Annotated in this window: 17 protein-coding genes and 2 pseudogenes; 12 read left to right on the forward strand and 7 right to left on the reverse strand. The window is 73.4% G+C overall.

Annotation, left to right across the window (positions count from 1 at the left end):
- The first annotated feature begins 60 nt into the window (after window positions 1-60).
- From ACZ5NH_RS00505 to ACZ5NH_RS00520, 4 genes are all read left to right on the forward strand, one after another.
- The gene (locus tag ACZ5NH_RS00505) at window positions 61-501 is read left to right on the forward strand and encodes a hypothetical protein (protein ID WP_468772091.1); all 441 of its coding nucleotides are present in this window, start codon (window positions 61-63) and stop codon (window positions 499-501) included.
- A 93-nt stretch (window positions 502-594) separates the two neighbouring features.
- A complete protein-coding gene (locus ACZ5NH_RS00510) occupies window positions 595-1,251 on the forward strand; it encodes a maltokinase N-terminal cap-like domain-containing protein (RefSeq protein ID WP_451554053.1) in 657 nt (218 codons plus the stop codon).
- Window positions 1,252-1,472: 221 nt separating this feature from the next.
- A complete protein-coding gene (locus ACZ5NH_RS00515) occupies window positions 1,473-3,329 on the forward strand; it encodes a M1 family metallopeptidase (protein ID WP_468772092.1) in 1,857 nt (618 codons plus the stop codon).
- Window positions 3,330-3,479: 150 nt separating this feature from the next.
- Window positions 3,480-4,325, forward strand: a complete 846-nt coding sequence (locus ACZ5NH_RS00520; RefSeq protein ID WP_468772094.1) for a lysozyme — start codon at window positions 3,480-3,482, stop codon at window positions 4,323-4,325.
- A 37-nt stretch (window positions 4,326-4,362) separates the two neighbouring features.
- On the opposite strand, the pseudogene ACZ5NH_RS00525 reads toward ACZ5NH_RS00520, so the two are convergent.
- Window positions 4,363-4,455, reverse strand: a pseudogene (locus ACZ5NH_RS00525).
- 102 nt (window positions 4,456-4,557) lie between these two features.
- The gene (locus ACZ5NH_RS00530; RefSeq protein WP_468772096.1) at window positions 4,558-5,133 is read right to left on the reverse strand and encodes a LysE family translocator; all 576 of its coding nucleotides are present in this window, start codon (window positions 5,131-5,133) and stop codon (window positions 4,558-4,560) included.
- Between the two features lie 148 nt (window positions 5,134-5,281).
- Between ACZ5NH_RS00530 and ACZ5NH_RS00535 the strand changes: the two genes are divergently transcribed.
- Together ACZ5NH_RS00535 and ACZ5NH_RS00540 are read left to right on the forward strand one after the other, a co-directional pair.
- Window positions 5,282-5,803, forward strand: coding sequence for a molybdenum cofactor biosysynthesis protein (locus ACZ5NH_RS00535; protein WP_468772098.1), 522 nt, complete (start codon window positions 5,282-5,284; stop codon window positions 5,801-5,803).
- A gap of 33 nt (window positions 5,804-5,836) precedes the next feature.
- On the forward strand, window positions 5,837-6,631 hold the full coding sequence (locus ACZ5NH_RS00540) for an SDR family NAD(P)-dependent oxidoreductase (RefSeq protein WP_468772100.1): 795 nt from the start codon (window positions 5,837-5,839) through the stop codon (window positions 6,629-6,631).
- A gap of 55 nt (window positions 6,632-6,686) precedes the next feature.
- Here ACZ5NH_RS00540 and ACZ5NH_RS00545 read toward each other — a convergent pair whose 3' ends face one another.
- Together ACZ5NH_RS00545 and ACZ5NH_RS00550 are read right to left on the reverse strand one after the other, a co-directional pair.
- The gene (locus ACZ5NH_RS00545) at window positions 6,687-7,832 is read right to left on the reverse strand and encodes an FUSC family protein (protein WP_468772101.1); all 1,146 of its coding nucleotides are present in this window, start codon (window positions 7,830-7,832) and stop codon (window positions 6,687-6,689) included.
- A gap of 141 nt (window positions 7,833-7,973) precedes the next feature.
- Window positions 7,974-8,256: pseudogene (locus ACZ5NH_RS00550) on the reverse strand (FAD-dependent oxidoreductase); the annotation flags it as partial.
- On the opposite strand from ACZ5NH_RS00550, the gene ACZ5NH_RS00555 reads away from it, so the two are divergent.
- Window positions 8,242-8,748, forward strand: coding sequence for a TetR/AcrR family transcriptional regulator (locus tag ACZ5NH_RS00555; protein WP_468772654.1), 507 nt, complete (start codon window positions 8,242-8,244; stop codon window positions 8,746-8,748). The pseudogene ACZ5NH_RS00550 and the gene ACZ5NH_RS00555 overlap by 15 nt on opposite strands.
- Window positions 8,749-8,830: 82 nt before the next feature.
- Here the strand turns inward: ACZ5NH_RS00555 and ACZ5NH_RS00560 are convergent, their stop codons facing one another.
- Window positions 8,831-10,000: an AI-2E family transporter gene (locus tag ACZ5NH_RS00560; protein ID WP_468772103.1), complete on the reverse strand. Its 1,170-nt coding sequence runs from the start codon at window positions 9,998-10,000 to the stop codon at window positions 8,831-8,833.
- A gap of 860 nt (window positions 10,001-10,860) precedes the next feature.
- Between ACZ5NH_RS00560 and ACZ5NH_RS00565 the strand changes: the two genes are divergently transcribed.
- Window positions 10,861-11,010: a hypothetical protein gene (locus ACZ5NH_RS00565; protein WP_451557964.1), complete on the forward strand. Its 150-nt coding sequence runs from the start codon at window positions 10,861-10,863 to the stop codon at window positions 11,008-11,010.
- A gap of 18 nt (window positions 11,011-11,028) precedes the next feature.
- Here ACZ5NH_RS00565 and ACZ5NH_RS00570 read toward each other — a convergent pair whose 3' ends face one another.
- Together ACZ5NH_RS00570 and ACZ5NH_RS00575 are read right to left on the reverse strand one after the other, a co-directional pair.
- The gene (locus tag ACZ5NH_RS00570) at window positions 11,029-11,397 is read right to left on the reverse strand and encodes an ANTAR domain-containing protein (RefSeq protein ID WP_468772105.1); all 369 of its coding nucleotides are present in this window, start codon (window positions 11,395-11,397) and stop codon (window positions 11,029-11,031) included.
- A gap of 192 nt (window positions 11,398-11,589) precedes the next feature.
- Window positions 11,590-12,033: a DUF2267 domain-containing protein gene (locus tag ACZ5NH_RS00575; RefSeq protein WP_388629553.1), complete on the reverse strand. Its 444-nt coding sequence runs from the start codon at window positions 12,031-12,033 to the stop codon at window positions 11,590-11,592.
- 732 nt (window positions 12,034-12,765) lie between these two features.
- Here ACZ5NH_RS00575 and ACZ5NH_RS00580 point away from each other — a divergent pair.
- The 4 genes from ACZ5NH_RS00580 (at window position 12,766) to ACZ5NH_RS00595 (ending at window position 16,182) form a co-directional block, all read left to right on the forward strand.
- Window positions 12,766-13,296, forward strand: a complete 531-nt coding sequence (locus ACZ5NH_RS00580) for a hypothetical protein (RefSeq protein ID WP_468772106.1) — start codon at window positions 12,766-12,768, stop codon at window positions 13,294-13,296.
- A 166-nt stretch (window positions 13,297-13,462) separates the two neighbouring features.
- The gene (locus ACZ5NH_RS00585) at window positions 13,463-13,843 is read left to right on the forward strand and encodes a hypothetical protein (RefSeq protein WP_468772108.1); all 381 of its coding nucleotides are present in this window, start codon (window positions 13,463-13,465) and stop codon (window positions 13,841-13,843) included.
- A 66-nt stretch (window positions 13,844-13,909) separates the two neighbouring features.
- Window positions 13,910-15,619 carry an enoyl-CoA hydratase-related protein gene (locus ACZ5NH_RS00590; RefSeq protein WP_468772109.1) on the forward strand — a complete coding sequence of 570 codons (1,710 nt, stop codon included), beginning with the start codon at window positions 13,910-13,912 and terminating at the stop codon, window positions 15,617-15,619.
- Complete coding sequence (locus ACZ5NH_RS00595; RefSeq protein ID WP_468772110.1) at window positions 15,616-16,182, forward strand: hydrogenase maturation protease; 567 nt, start codon at window positions 15,616-15,618, stop codon at window positions 16,180-16,182. Before ACZ5NH_RS00590 ends, ACZ5NH_RS00595 begins: the two co-directional genes overlap by 4 nt.
- Window positions 16,183-16,224: the final 42 nt, after the last annotated feature.

Consider the following 16,224-nt stretch of genomic DNA (forward strand, 5'->3'; position numbering starts at 1 on the left):
GTAGGTCTCGCGGACCAGAAGCGGGAAGCAATGAGTTCAGGCGCCGTTGGGCAGTAGGCCATGGGCTTCGGGTACAAGACGTCCTGGCTCGCGGTGCGCGGCGCCACGGTGGCGGAGGTCGCCGACGTGCTGCGACTGGGCGGTCGGCGCGAGGCCGGCTGGACCGAGGGCACCGCGGCCGCCTACCGCGAGGGCGTCTACGTCGCCGGCCCCGTCGACGGCTGGGCCCTCGCCCACGGTCGTATCGACCGACTCCGGGCCTCGGCCGCGCCGGCACGGACCGGGTCGGTGACTGCCGCGCCTACCCCTCCGTCTCGACGAACCCACCCCCGTCGAGCGGGAGTCTGGGGTCGGAACGCGTTGGCTCCCGGACACAGCCCCGCTGTTGAGCGAGAAGGAGGCGGCCCCGCGGCGCGCCCGGCCCGTCCCCTGGACCGGCGCACGGCACCGTCCGTCGAGGGCCTGCCCGTGGCGAACGGTGCGTCTCCGCATCCGAGTTGAGGCGCTGCTGACAGCGGCGGGCGGGTGACCTGCGGGAACGGTGTGCGAAGCTGGGGCGGGTCAGCATCCGCACCACGGAGGAGCCCTGCCGGTATGGCCGTCATCCACCACACCACGCTCAAGCCCACCAAGCTCGAGCTGCTCACCGACTGGCTGCCCTCGCGCCCCTGGTACCGCGGTGGGCCGGATGCCCCGGTGCTGACCAAGTCCGGCGGCTTCCGGCTGGACGACCCGGAGGGCGAGGTCGGCATCGAGTTCATGGTGGCCACCGACACCTCCACCTCCGAACCGACCGCCTATCTCGTCCCGTTGAGCTATCGCGGCGCGCCGCTCGAAGGCGCGGAGCACGGGCTGGTGGGCACATTGGAGCACGGTGTGCTGGGCACGCGCTGGGTGTACGACGGCTGCCACGACCCGGTGCTGGTCACCGAGTTGCTGTCGCTGATCCAGGGCAGGGCCCAGGCGCAGGCCCAGAGCATCGACGGCGCCCCCGACCCCGAGGTGATCCGCTCCTGCACCGGCGCCCCCTTCGCGCTGGACGGCTTCGCCCCCGAACCGGCCGACGACCGGACAGGCACCCGCATTCCCGCGCCGCGCGACACGGTCCTCCACGTTCACCGGATCCTGCACCCCACCCCCGAGAACCCGCCGCTGTGCCCCGAGGGAGCGGTCGGCCATGTGGCGCGCGGCTGGCAGGACCCGCAGGGCACCGCACTGACCGCGGTCTTCGTGACGCTGCGCACCGACTGACCGAACCTCCCCACAGAGCACCGCACCCCATCTGGCATGGTCCGGTCAAATCTGGCACTCTCTCGAAAGTCCGGCATCCCGCGCCCTGACCCCATGAGCGCGCGCCGCACCTCTCGATGCAGCGATCGCGCAAGCCCCGTCAGCGGCCGCCCCGGCGAACCCCAGCCGGCCGGCGGCCATCGAGCAGGCCGGGAATCCCGGCCGCCGCAAAGGAGTAGCGTGTGAGATCGACCCCCCACAAGGTCCTCGGCGCCGGTGCGCTCACCGTCGCCGTGGTGACCGCCCTCGTGCTCCCCGGCACGCCCGCCGCGGCCCGGCCGGCCGCGGCACCCGCCGCCTGCACTCCGGCGCAGGTCGTCGGCAACAGCGGCTTCGAGAGCGGGACATCGCCCTGGTCGACGTCCTCCTCCACCGTCATCACCAGCCGCTCAGGCGAGACCGCCCACGGCGGCCGTTCCTACGCCTGGCTGGACGGAGTCGGCAGCACCCATACCGACACCCTCAGCCAGAGCGTCACCATCCCCTCCGGGTGTGACGCGGCCACCCTCACCTTCTGGCTGCACATCGACACGGACGAGACGACCTCCTCCGTCGCGTACGACAAGCTCACGGCCAAGATCGGCAACACGGCGCTGGCCACCTACTCGAACCTCGACGAGAACACCGGGTACGTCCAGAAGTCGATCGACGTCTCGGCCTACGCCGGGCAGACCGTCACTCTCTCCTTCACCGGGACCGAGGACTCCAGCCTCCAGACGAGCTTCGTCCTCGACGACATTGCGCTCGACACCTCCGGCGGCTCCGCGCCACCTCCGGGCGACTCCACGCGCACCCCGGCCTCGCCCTCGTACACGGTGAACCTCAGCAGCGACACGAGCGGCAGCGTCTGGACCGGGCACGAGAGCGTGACCTTCGCCAACGCCTCCGCCACCGCCCTGAACGAGGTCTATCTGAGGCTGTGGGACAACTACCACGGCACCTGTGACGCCATGCCGATCCGCGTCACCAACGTGACCGGCGCTACCGCGGGCGCGCCCTCCGTGGACTGCACCGCGCTCAGGATCGACCTGCCGGCCCCGCTCGCCCAGGGCCAGAGCGCCACCATCGGCTTCGACCTCGGCATCACCGTGCCCAGCGGCGCCGACCGGTTCGGCCACGACGGCGCCTACAGCTTCATCGGCAACGCCCTGCCCGTCCTCGCGGTCCGGGACGGCGCCGGCTGGCACCTCGACCCGTACACGGACAACGGCGAGTCCTTCTACTCCCTGGCCGCCGACTTCAAGGTGACCCTGGACCACCCCAGCGGCCTGCTGGTCCCGGCCACCGGCACCTCCACCGACACACCCGGCTCCAGCGGCCGTATGGTGACGACGGCGACGGCGTCGAAGATCCGTGACTTCGCCTGGGCCGCCGGCCCCTTCAGCAAGATCTCCGGGACCTCGGCGGCCGGCGTCGCGGTGAACGTCTACTCCGTGTCCGGCATCAGCTCCTCCAGCGCCCAGTCCATGCTCAGCACCGCCAAGAGCGCCGTGGACGCGCATGCGGCCCGCTTCGGCGCCTACCCCTACGGCGAGCTGGACGCCGTGCTCGACAACAACTACTGGTTCGGCGGAATGGAGTACCCGGGGTTCGTCCTGGACGTGGTCAGCTCCACCGCCCTCACCCACGAGATCGGCCACCAGTGGTGGTACGGCATCGTCGGCGACGACGAGTACAACAGCCCCTGGCTGGACGAGGCGTTCACCGACTACGCCACCGACCTCGCCCTCGGCAAGACCGGCACCAACTGCTGGAACAGCGTCTCCTGGGCCTCCAGCGCCGAGAAGATCACCAACTCCATGGCCTACTGGGACGCGCACTCCTCCCGCTATTCCACCGTCGTCTACGGCTATGGCAAGTGCGCCCTGCACGACCTGCGGCGCGTCCTCGGTGACTCCGCCATGGCCAAGCTGCTGAAGGACTACGCGACCGCCCACTGGTACGGCGTGTCGACCACGGCCGAGTTCAAGGCCGCCGCCCAGGCAGCCACCAGCTCCGACCTCACCTCCTTCTGGACCCAGCACCGCATCGACGGCTGACCGGGCGCGGGCCGGTCGTGGGACGCCCCTCCGGTGACTCCCACGACCGGCCCGTACGCCACCCGGGGGCCACCCATACGGCCCAAGCTCGGCCCAGGATGGCTTCGTTGGGCGGTATCCGGAGTGCGATACCGACCGGCACCGGGTCAGATGGGTTCCGTGCGAACCTCCATATCCCTGCAGCCCAGCCGCTCACGCCTCGTCGTCACGGGCGCCCTGACCGGCCTCCTCCTCACCCTGTCCAACCCCATGGCCCGGCCGGACTCGTCCCCGGGCATTCCCCCGCGCGGCAGCGCGTACATGGGCATGGGCGTCCTCGCCCACGACGGACGCGCCTTCGGCGCCGACGCCCCGCCCACCAGCAGCCGCGCGAGCCAGGCCGAAGGCGTGGACGTCGCCAGCTACGAGGGTGCCGTCGACTGGCCGACCCTGTGGAGCGACGGCACCACATGGGCGTACACGAAGGCCACCGAGGGGTCGTCCTACACCAACCCCGACTTCGCCCAGCAGTACGACGGCCCGTACAGCGTGGGCATGGTCCGCGGGGCATACCACTTCGCCACACCGGACTCGTCCGGCGGCGCCACGCAGGCCGACTACTTCCTGGCACACGGCGGCGGCTGGTCCGCTGACGGCAAGACCCTGCCGGGCGCGCTCGACATCGAGTGGAACCCGTACGGCGACGACTGCTACGGCAAGTCCAAGAGCCAGATGGTCGGCTGGATCCGCAACTTCCTGAACCGCTACAAGTCCCGCACCGGCCGGAACGCCGTCATCTACACGGCGACCAACTGGTGGACCGAGTGCACCGGTGACTACTCCGGGTTCGGCGACAACCCGCTGTGGATCGCCCGCTATGCCTCGAGCGCCGGGACGCTGCCGTCGGGCTGGTCGTCGTACACCATGTGGCAGTACACCTCTTCCGGCAAGACCGTCGGCGACCACGACCGGTTCAACGGCTCGACGGACCGGCTCAAGAGCTTCGCGACCGGCTGACCCCGTGCCGGAGGTGCCCGGCACGGGGAAGGTCCGGCGGAGAGGGCAGGATTCGAACCTGCGCGGGCCGTGAGGCCCGACCGTGAGACGCGCTCATTGGTCCCCGATAAGCCACTCCGGGCACCTCTCCTCGTGTCCGGCTCCGGTCTCCCGTGCCGTTCACGAGTACTACGGTGCCACCGGGTGCTGACATCACACTGACATGTCGGGCTACGCGGCTCCCGGTGCCGCCTCAGGACTCCGTGGCCAGCCGCACCCCCAGCCCGACCAGGACGACCCCGGAGATCTGCTCCATCCGGCGCCGGACGGCCGGCCGCCGCAGAACGCCGCCCACGCGCCCGGCCAGCCAGACCAGCGGCACGTACCAGACGAGGTCGACCACCACCCAGATCACCGCGAAGGCGAGCAGCACCGGCAGGACGGGGGCGCCGGGCGGCACGAACTGCGGCAGGAAGGACACGGCGAACACACCCGCCTTGGGATTGGCGAAGTTGGCGACCAGCCCCTGCCCGTACGCCCGCCGCAGCGACACCTCGGCCGACTCCGCCGACCGCTCGTGCTCGGCGCGGTCCCGCCGCGCCTGCCAGAGGGCGCGCGCTCCCATCACCACCAGCACGACGGCCCCGGTCAGCCGCGTCACGTCGTAGGCGACCCGCGAGGCGAGCAGCAGCGCCGAGAGGCCGAAGGCGGCGGCCAGGCCCCACAGCAGGACCCCGCACTCGTTCCCCATGACGGTGGCCATGCCGGTCCTCCGGCCGTTCACCACCGCCCGGCGCAGGATGACGACGGTGCTCGGCCCCGGCACCATGGCGATGAGGAAGGGCCTCACCAAGCCCGGCCGGCGGCACAAGACCCCGTCACGCGCCCGGTGCTGGAAGGTGACGCCGGGTCGGGCGGGGCCATGCGGAGGGCCGGCTGAGCGCGGGCGCGCGTCGTCGCCGTCGTAGGCTCGCGGTGTGCTCCAGGTCGAAATCCTTCAACTGCTGGTCTCCCCGGTGCACCGGCTCGCGGGCCGGCCGGGCGACGGGGTGCCCGAACTGCCCTCCGCGGAACTGGTGACGACGGCCGAGGTGCGCGCCGGGCTGGGGCTCGTCGGCGACCGGTACTTCAACCGGCCCGCCCACCGCAACGCCTCGATCACCCTCATGGCCGTCGAACGGCTTCCACAGCCGGGTCCCCACCCGGCGGACCTGCTGCGCACCCGGCGCAACGTCCTGCTGCGCGGGGTCGACATCGACGCCTGCATCGGCGCGACCGTCTTCCTCGACTGCGGCACGGGCCCCGTGGAACTCGCGGTGTACAGCGCGGCCAGGCCCTGCGCCTGGATGGACGCCACCCTCGGCGTCGGGGCGCAGCGCGCGCTGCGTGGTGGCGGGGGAGTGCGTTGCCGGCCGTTGACCGACGGCACCCTCACCGTGGGCCCGGCGCTGTTCGGGGTGCGCGAGGAGGGGTCCCGCCCAGGCAGCCCCGCTCGCTGAGCCGGCGATGCCGGAACCGCCTACCGTGAGTCCATGGACCTCCAGCTCAAGGACAAGGTCGCTGTCGTCACGGGAGCGAGCAAGGGCATCGGTCTCGCCATCGCCGACGCCTTCGCCCGTGAGGGCGTACACGTCGTCGCCGGCAGCCGAAGTGTCACCCCGGAACTCGAAGGGCTGCACGAGAAGTACGGCGCCACCGCGGTCCCGGTCGACCTGGCCACCGCGGACGGGCCCCACACACTCGTCCGGCTCGCGGTGGAGCAGTACGGCAGGGTCGACATCCTGGTCAACAACCTGGGCGCCGCGACGCCCCGGCCGAGCTTCCTGGACATCGACGACGCAGAATGGCAACGGATCTTCGATCTGACCCTGTTCAGCGCGGTCCGCACCAGCCGCGAGGCGCTTCCCCACCTACTGGCCGCGGACGGCGGTGCCATCGTCAACATCAGCTCCATCAACGCGCGCCTGCCCTTCCCCGCCGTTGTGGACTACTCGGCGGCGAAGGCCGCGCTGACCAGCCTGACCAAGTCGCTGTCCGAGGAGTTCGCGCCGCGGGGCGTCCGGGTCAACGCGATCGCCCCGGGGCCGGTTCGCACTCCGTTCTGGACCGCGCCGGGCGGCTTCGCCGAGGCCACGGCGGCCGAGGCCGGCACCAGCGCGCAGGAAGCCATCGATGTCGTCGTGCCGCAGAGCATGGGCATCTCCACCGGGCGGGTCACCGAACCGCACGAAGTTGCCGACCTGGCTCTCTTCCTCGCCTCCCCGCTGGCGGGCAACATCACGGGAGCCGAGTTCACCATCGACGGCGGCCAGGTCAAGACGGTGTGACCGCCCCCGCGCGCCCACCCGGCCCGGTGTTCCGCAGCTTGGTGCCGGGGCCAGGTCAGGTGCCCGAGACGACCAGCTGATCGGCCAGCCGGTGGGTCTGGGCGAGCAGGGCGCCGTATGTCGCGACCTCGTCCGGGTCGTCCCTCGTGGCACGGACCAGGTCCCGGCGCCGATCGTCCAGCGTCGCGCGCAACCGCGCCACGGCCGGGTGCAGCTCGTCCTCGTGCTCGTCGGACTCGTCGCCGAACCGGCTGTGGCTGTAGAGCCGCAGCGCGTGTGCCGTGTGGCGCAGGAACTGTGCGTAGCGGTACGCGAGTTCGTGGTGCGGCCGGGGTGCGGCGAGGTCCTCGGTGGCGGCCTCCAGCACCGTGCGGGTCACGCCCGCCGTGTGCACGGCCGCGTAGTCCAGCACCAGGAGGGCGTCGTCGTACCCCTTGCCGGGCGGCGGCCCCTGACCGGTGCGGCGGCGCAGGTTGCCGCGCAGGCTCTCTCGGCCCCACTCGACCGAGGAGCGGGCCTGTTCCACGAGCCGGTGCAGCCGCAGGGCCCGCTCGTGCCGGGCGCCGGCCTCCTCGGCGTCCCAGCGTCCCTCCGCCAGCTCCTCGGCGACGGCCAGCAGGATGTCGTGGGCCTCCTCGGTGGCGTCCTTCAGCACGGCCCGGCTGTCCCGCAGGTACAGCGGCGGCCGCACCAGCGCGTTGACGGCGATGCCGACCACGGCCCCGAACAGGGTTTCGGCGAGCCGGGCCGCGGAGGTGGCGACGGTGACGGATCCGCCGGTCAGGACGAAGAGGGCGCCGGTGGCCGCGTAGATGCCCTGACTGCCCAGGCGCCGCCACTGGCCGAGCAGCATCGCGAGGGGCAGGACGACGGCCATCGCGGCCATCGTGTCGCGCAGCGCCAGCGCCACCGCGGTGGCCACGACGGTGCCGGCCGCGATCGCCGCGAGCTGCTGCAGCCCGTGCGCGATCGACCGGCACACGGTCGACTCCACCAGGACCACCGCCACCCACGGCGCGACGAACGCCATCGGAGCGTGCAGCCACCAGCCCGCCACCGCCCAGGCCAGCCATGCGGCCAGCGCCGCCTTCACCGCCTGGGCGGCCAGATCGCGCTCCCGGCACGGTCCGGCCCAGGCCCGTGCCGCACCGCGCACCGCGGCCGCCGCATCGCACCACAGCGCCTGCCACGTCATTCGCATGCCGCGGGTGCCACCCCGGACACGGCCGCGCATCGTCCGCCCGCATCGCATACCTCTCCGGGTGACCACGGGCCCACCCCCTACGCAGTGCGGCCGGCGGAACGCGAGGGCCGACGAGGGACCACGCACCCCGCGCCGAGGTCAGCCCGGGCCGGGCGGCGGCCAGTCGGCGTGCCGGAGGATCGCCCGCATCGCCACCCGGGACGGGGCGACCCGCAAAGCGGTGTTGCGCAGGGCCACCGCCGGCGGATGGGACAGCCGCTGGCCCATCCGGCCCGCCTGCCGGGCCGCGCGGGCCACCGCCTGCGAGCGCGGGCGGCGCTCGGCGTCGTAGCGGGCCAGCGCCGAGGCGACCGAGGGCTCCGTGGCGAGCGCGGCGTGGCCGCGTCCTCCAGGGCCTGACGGCGCCCTGGCCGAGATTCGGCGGGGGCTGACCCATCGCGCGGTGGACCGGGCGGCACAGCTGCCGCCCGGCACCACGTCCGCCTACTACCGCACCCGCCAGGCCCTGCTCACCGCGCTGGTGCGGCGCCTGGTGGCGCTCGACCAGGCCGAGCTGCAGGAGATCGGGGCGAGGACGCCGCCGTTGCGGACCGCCGGGGAAGTGGTGGCGGGGCTCGCCGCCTTCACGGCCGCGAGGCTCATCGGGGACGGGCGCGGGCGCTCCCTGGCCCGCTACGCGTGCGCCGTCGAGAGCGCGCGCCATCCCGAACTGCGCGAGATCCTGGTGCCGCGCGAGAACCTGGCCCGGCAGGTATTGTGCGACTTTCTCGCCGCGCAGGACGTGGCCGACCCGGAGGAGCGGACGGTGACGCTGCTGACCTGCGTGGACGGCCTGGTCTTCGACCGGCTGGTGAACGGCGGGAGCGTGTCGGAGGAGGAGATCCGCGGCCTGGTGACCGCGGCCCTGCGCTGAGCGGTACGAGGACGGCGGCGTCGGTGGTGGAACCGTGCTCGGAGATGTCCCCCGAGTCCACGGTGGTCGATGGTGGCCGGGGTCACGGCGGCACCGCTCGCAGGGCGCGCAGCACCGCCCAGACCACCGACACCAGCGGCACGGCCACCACGGCACCGATCACCCCTGCGACGATGCTGCCGGCGATCACCGACACCGCGACGACGAGCGGATGCAGCCGTACCGCCCAGCTCATCACCAGCGGATGCAGCACATGTCCCTCCAGCTGGCCGATCACGACGATCAGTGCCAGCACGGCCAGAGCGGTCAGTGGTCCCCGCCCGGCCAGTGCGACGACGGTCGCGACGGCGAGCGCGACCGGTGAGCCCACCAGCGGCACGAACGCGGCGAAGAACTCCAGCAGCGTCAGCGGCAGCGCGAGCGGCACACGCAGCACGAGCAGTGCGACACCGACGAGCACGGCGTTGGTCGCGGCCACGATGATGATGCCGCGCGTGTACCCGGCGAAGGCCCGCCACGCGGCCCAGCCCGCCCGGTCCCACGCCGGGCGGGCGCCGATCGGCAGCAGCTGGTCGCGCATCCAGCGCCACAGACGTTCGCCGGAGTGGATGAAGAACACCGAGGCGAACAGCGCGAGCGCGCCCCCGGTGACCACTTCCACCACCCGGCTCAGCCCGCTGACGGCACGGCTGAGCAGGCTGGACCGGTGGGCGGACAGATAGTGCGTCACCTGGTTCTCCAGCTCGGACAGCCGGCGCGGGCTCAGCCGGAACGGCGGCCGCTGGAGCCACTGCTCGATGCGGTGCACCCCGCCCCGGAACTCACCCGTCAGCCTGGCCGACTCACCCGCCACGGCGTTGCCCACCAGGGCGAGCAGAGTCAGCAGCAGCAGGCTGCTGCCCAGCAGCGCCACGGCGACGCTCAGCGGCCGCGGCAGCGCCCGGTTCAGCAGGTCTGTCAGCGGGCGCAGGACGGAGGTCACGACCAGCGCGAGGAACAGGGCCACGGCGACGAGCTGGAAGCTGCCGAGGATGCTGAAGACGCCGTAGACGACGACCCCGATGAGGATGAGCCGCCAGGCGTAGGCCGCCCCGACCCGCAGCCACGGCACCGTCCGCTCGGCCGCCGGCACCGGCTCGGTGCGCGGGACGGCCGGAAGCCGCACGGTGTACGCCGGTCGGCTGCCCAGCACCCGCCCCCTGCGGCGCCTGCCGTCCGGCCCGGCCGCCCGCCGACGCGCATCGCCCACCACCGCTACCGGCTCCTCTCCGTCACCCCTGATGACGGTCGGTCACTTGGAAGAACCGTAAGCGCGACTCGCGAGCGGGGCGCGCGCAACGCGTCCGCGCGCGCATTCCCCCCGGACGGGGACGTTTGACGGCCGGATCTGCGTCGCCCTACGCGTCGCCGGGAAACGTGACGGTCTCCCCGGGCGGCGCCCCGCCGATCGGCGCGAACGGCGCCGACGGATCCGCGAAGCCGATCGACACACCCGCGAAAAGGATCAGCTCCTCACCGTCTGCAGATGCGTCCCGAGACCGGCCCACTGCGCCGCGCCCATGTCCAGGTCGACGTGGCACAGCAGGAGGCACGGTGCTCCGAACAGCGCCAGTTCGCGGCGACGGCCGCTCGGCGGGCCTCCGCGTCCCCGGGCCGGATCCGAGCGCCCCGAGACGCGGCGCGGCCGCCGCGGACCGCCGCTCCCGGTAGGGGGACTTCGGCTCCGGTGGATACATCCGGTACTGCCGCTCGTCGCCGGGGTCACCGGCCGCCGCACGCTCGCCGGTGCGCTTCTTCAGCTCGGCCGGCGGGGCACCGGTGAGCACATGGACGGGCCACGGCTGGAGATTGCCGCCCGAGGGTGAGCGCGCGGCGGCGGTACGAGGCGGTGGCGAGCCGGCGGGCGGTGCGGGCCGTTACGGAGGAGGTCCGCTCCGCGCTTGCGCTGTACTGACGGAAGCCGGCCGGCGGATGTGACGGGAGCCGGCCGGCAATGGCCGCCTCCAGCCGGGCGAGCTCGGCGGAGGTGCTCACAGGACCTTCACAACCGCCGCGAGTGGCCAGGTCGGCGCGGGGCACCCGGGGAGAGTCGTCGGCAGAGGGGATCCTCCAGTGATCACTATCGCCGTACTGCTGCTCCCCGTCCTCACCCTCCTGCTCTTCGGTCTCGACCAGGTCGAGGACCGGTGGATCCTGCATCCCCCGACGACGCGCCGCACCAGGCCCCACCGGCACCGCCGTATGAAGGCGGGCCCTCGCTGATCTCCTGCGGGCCGGCTCTCACCGGGCCGTCGACGTGCCCTCGTCCGGGTCGGCGCACCGCCGGTAGCGGACGATCGCCCTGCCCAGCTCGATCCGCTCCGGTTCGGGGAGCGTGCCGCCCTGGGCGTAGTCCAGGATGTGCTCGGCGACCGTCCGCAGTTTGGTGTTGGTGCGCTGGGAGACGTCCCGCAGCGCCCGCCAGGCCTCTTCCGGGGCGATCTGCCCGACGACGACCACCGCTCCGATGGCCTGGTCGATCACCGCGTGCGAGGACACCGCGTGCTGCAACTGCTCGTTCTCGGTCGCCAGCCGGTCGTTCTCCGCCGCGAGCTCGGTCGAGGAGAGCAGAACCAGCGGCCGCTGCCGGGAGAGAGCGAAGAACGCCATGGAGCACCTTTGCGGAGTGGGAAGCGTCATTGCCACGTCTGCCCTCGACGGGCCCTTGCACACCAATTCAACCAGCCGCCCGCGGCACCGTCACTCCGCGCGGGCCGTGCCGCAGGACATGATCGGCCGTGCACCGGCCCGGCCCCGCTGTGCCGCTCCGGTGCGCCGGATCCCGGCCCTGCCGACGCGCGTTCACCCTTCCTCGCCGGTGCGGCCGGCGCCCTCGGCCGCCCGGCCCACCGGCAGCAGGTCACGAATGTCCCGGGGCAGGGCGCCCGCCATCCGCTCGGTCAGCTCCGGGGCCAGTGCGGCGTCGAGCACCTCCATCACGGCGGCGGCCTCCCGCAGTGCCGTGTCCTCGTCGGTGCCCGCCCGGTCGGCGACGCGTCCGGCGAAGACGGTCAGCCCGAACCGCTCGCCCGACACACCGGAGTCGGCCCCGGCCGACGCGTCGGCCGCCTCCCGCATCGCCGCCGCCATGTCCGGCGGCAGCTGTGCCGCCACATGCCGGGCCAGCCCGGACGGCAGCCGCTCCGACAGCGTGCTCACGACGGCGTGTGCGGCCCGTTCCGCCGAACCCCGGTCCGGCAGTTGGGCCAGCGCCTGCACCTTTCCGATCATCTCGTCGTGCTGCATGAGGCCGGTTCCTTCCTCACGAAGTCCTGACGGTGCGATATCTGCCCACCGCGGGCCGGGCAGCAGCCCCCGGCCGGCGGCGCCGCCACCGCTGCCGGCCGGGCCTCCCGTGGCAGTCGGCCGAGTACCCGGTCGCCGCCGCCGGTACCCGGCCCGGTGGAGTCGCGTCCCGTCGCGGGGTAGGCGTGCACGGCGGACGGCTGCCCGGCCGCACGGACGACGCGGCCCGGCGCCCAGGATCCGACGGGGCCGGCGTCGGAGCTGCTCCAGGACGAGGTGTGCTGGACGTGGCGGTGAGCGCGGCCGCGGAGGACGCATAGCGGGTACGGCCGTCCGCCCACGCCGCCGGCTCGGCTCTCGGCGGTCCGCTGTGTCCACGTCCAGGCGTACAGCAGCCGGTCCGCGACCTGTCAGCCCGCCGAGGCCCCGCAGACCGGGCCGGTGAGCCGGGGTGCGGCGGCCCGCCGGATACCGTCGCTCCGCGGTTCGTCGACGCCCTGGCCGCCCTCGCCCGCGTACGCACGGCGGGTGAACGGCGCCCGCGGACAGCTCGTGATCCTTTCCCGGGCCGGGAGCGCGTGGCCCCGGGGCCCGGGGGGACACCCGGCCAGGGCGGGTCGGCGTGGGCGATGCCACATATGATCTGGTTCGCATGCGCGCCCTGAGACGACCGGTGCCGGGCTACCGTTGCGTCGAGCCCCTGTTTCCCCTCGCATCCCGGACGGTCCGGCTGTGCCCACTGATCTGTCCCCCCTCATCGCGGCGACGGCGCGCTGGCTGACGGCCGCCTATCCGCCGAGCGGCGGCGCGCTCGCCTCCGCGCTGTGCGAGGCGCAGGCCCGGCAGGCGGTGAGCGTCGCCGCGTGGCTGCGCTACCCGACCGGGATCGACGCGGCGCTGGTCATGATGGCCGGCCCCGGTGGCGCCGCCCGTCTGGACTGGATCACCGGTGCCGAGCGCACCGGCGCGGAGGACGCGGACGACGACTGGGCCTGGCGGACCTGGGTGGACGAGGTCGTGGCCAGCTGGGCGGCGGGTCTGCTCACCGATCCCGAGCTGGCCGGCCTGGCCGTAGCGGCACTCGCCGAGGGCGAGTACAGCCCGGGCTCGCCGGCCGAGTTCCGGCGCCTGCTCGCACCGGACGACGGTGACCGGCGCGCCGCCGCACTGCTGCGGCACCCCGACCTCCTCGCCCCCGTGGCCGAGCTCCACCTCGACCAGCTCCTGGACCGGCTCGGACCGGGCCGTACCCTCGCCGCCTGAGCCCGCGATCCGCGGGACCGGCCCGGTGTCGTATGCCCTCTTAGGGGTACTGCGAAGCTGATCCGTGGTCTGCCGGCGGGCGGCCGGCTCCGGGCGACGGCAGGGAGGCGAGGCCGATGCGCGTGCCAGTCGCCGGCATGGCGGCCCATGTCCCGAGCGCCGCGAGGTGAGGTTCGGCCATGACCTTCAAGAACCCCGTGCACCGCGGCGGGACAGGACGGGCCGGTTCGAGCAGTTCGCGGAGTACGCCTCCAACTTCACCAGCTCACCGGTGTTCTTCCTGTTCTGCCTGCTCCTCGTCGGCTTCTTCGTCGCCGCGCACGTAGCGCATCTGCGGCTCGAACTGCTCCTGCTGGCAGGCGAGTCCATGACCGCGGTCACCCTGCTGCTCCTCGCCCTGCTGAAGAACGCCGAGATGCGGGCCGAACACGCGATCCAGCGCAAGCTCGACGCGATCGCCACCGCGCTGCTGGAGGCCCACGAGGGCGACCGTAGCCAGGCTTTCGAGGAGCTTCGGAACGCTATCCGGATGGAGGAAGAGACCTGACCGAGGCGGACGAAACGGCGCGGCGGTGCTTCACGACTTCACTCAGAAGCGCAACTATGCCATGTCATGGACATTTTGCTGGTCGCCAGCGCGTTCAACAGCCTCACCCAGCGCGTGTACGCCGAACTGACGGATCACGGGCACCGCGTGGACGTCGTCCTCGCCGCACAGGGCACCGACCCGGTGCGGGCCGCGCTCCGGGAACTGCGGCCGGAACTGGTCATCGCGCCGATGCTCAGGTCGGTGCTGCCCGAGGACGTGTGGCGCGAACACACCTGCCTGATCGTGCATCCGGGGCCGCCCGGTGACCGTGGCCCGTCCTCGCTGGACTGGGCCATCGCCGAGGGGGCGCGGGAGTGGGGCGTGACGGTCCTGCAGGCCGAGGCGGCGATGGACGCGGGCGCGATCTGGGCGGCGGAGCCCTTCCCGGTGCCGCCCGTCGGCAAGAGCGACCTGTACCGCAACGAGGCCTCCGACGCCGCCGTCGCCGCCGTCCTCACCGCCGTACGGCGCTACGCCGAAGGCGCCCACAAACCCCGGCCGCAGACCGACGACACGGTCCGCGTGGTCTGGCGCGACACGTTCCGGCAGGAGCGGCGGTGCATCGACTGGGAGCGGGACGACACCGAAACGGTCCTGTGCAAACTCCGCGGTGCCGACTCGCAGCCGGGCGTCCTGGACGAACTCCTCGGCCGGGAGGTGTTCCTGCACGGCGGGCACCCCGAGGACCGGCTGCGCGGCCGCCCCGGCGAACTCCTCGCGCGGCGGGCGGGCGCCGTCTGCCGGGCCACCCGCGACGGCGCGGTCTGGATCCCGGAACTCCGCCCCCGCAGGAACTCCGGCGACCCCGCGCCCTTCCGCCGTCCCGCCGTCTCCGTGCTCTCCGCCTGGGAGCCCTCCCTCGAACTCCCGGAAGCCGCCGTCCCGTTGGAACTGCCGACCGACCGCCGGACCTGGACCGACATCCGCTACCGGCAGCGCGGCGACGTCGGCTTCCTCGGCTTCTCCTTCCCGGGCGGCGCGATGAGCACCGACCAGTGCCGGCGGCTGCTCGCCGCCTACGAGCACGCGCTCTCCCGGCCCACCCGCGTCCTCGTGCTCGGCGGGGACCGCGACTTCTTCTCCAACGGCATCCACCTGAACGTCATCGAGGCGGCCCCCGACCCGGCCCAGGAGTCGTGGATCAACCTCAACGCCATGGACGACCTGGTCGAGGCCGTGCTGCGCACCACCGACCGGCTGGTCGTGGCCGCGCTCGCGGGCAACGCGGCGGCCGGCGGCGCCATGCTCGCGCTCGCCGCCGACGAGGTGTGGTGCCGCACCGGCGTCGTCCTCAATCCGCACTACCGGCGCATGGGCCTGTACGGCTCGGAGTTCTGGACGTACACCCTGCCGCGTCGCGTCGGCGCGGAAGCCGCCCACCGGCTGACCACCGAGGCCCTGCCCGTCAGCGCCGCGTCCGCCGAGCGGCTCGGGCTCGTGAACCGACTCGTACCGGCCGCGCCCGGCGACTTCCCGGCCGTGGTCCGGAAGCTGGCGGCCGAACTCGCGTCCTCGCCCTTCGTGGACGCGCGGATCGCCGCCAAGGCCGCCGGCCGCGCCGCGGACGACCACGAACGCCCGCTGGCCGGCTACCGCGAGGCCGAACTGGCCCGGATGCACACCATCTTCCACGACCCCGAGGCCCCCTACCACGCCCTGCGCTCGGCCTTCGTCCGCAAGACACCGTCCGGCTCACCCCGGCCCCTGACCGTGCCCGCCGGAGCCGTCCGGTGACGCCGCGGCTGCTGGTGGCGGGCGTCGGCAACATCTTCCTCGCCGACGACGCCTTCGGGCCCGAGGTGATCCGCGCCCTCGACCGGCGCCCGCTGCCGCCCCCGGTCCGGGTCCACGACTACGGCATCCGCGGCATGGACCTCGCCTACGACCTGCTCGACGGGTACGACACCGCCGTGCTGGTGGACACCGCGCGGCGCGGCCACCACCCGGGCACCCTGTCCCTGATCGAGGCCGAACCGCCCGACGGCGGCGTCGTGCCCGAGGCCCACGGCATGGACCCGGCGAAGGTGCTCGCCCTCGCCACACACCTCGGCGAGGAGCCCCTGCCCCGCGTTCTCGTCCTGGCCTGCGAGCCCGAGCTGCTGCCGACCGGCGACGAGGACATCCTGCCGGGGCTCAGCACACCGGTCCGGGAAGCCGTCGGCCGGGCCGTGGACGCGCTGCACACCCTGATCCCGGCCCTGCTCGCCGACCCCGGCGCGCCCGCGCCCCCGTTGGGCCGCCCGGTGGAATCCGGACCCCCCTGCCCGGCTGCGCTGCCCGGCGCGACGGGCGGCTGAGCGGAAGATCGGTGGAGCCCGGGGCCACGCACCCCGGGCTCC

Source organism: Streptomyces sp. NPDC031426 (assembly GCF_055581585.1).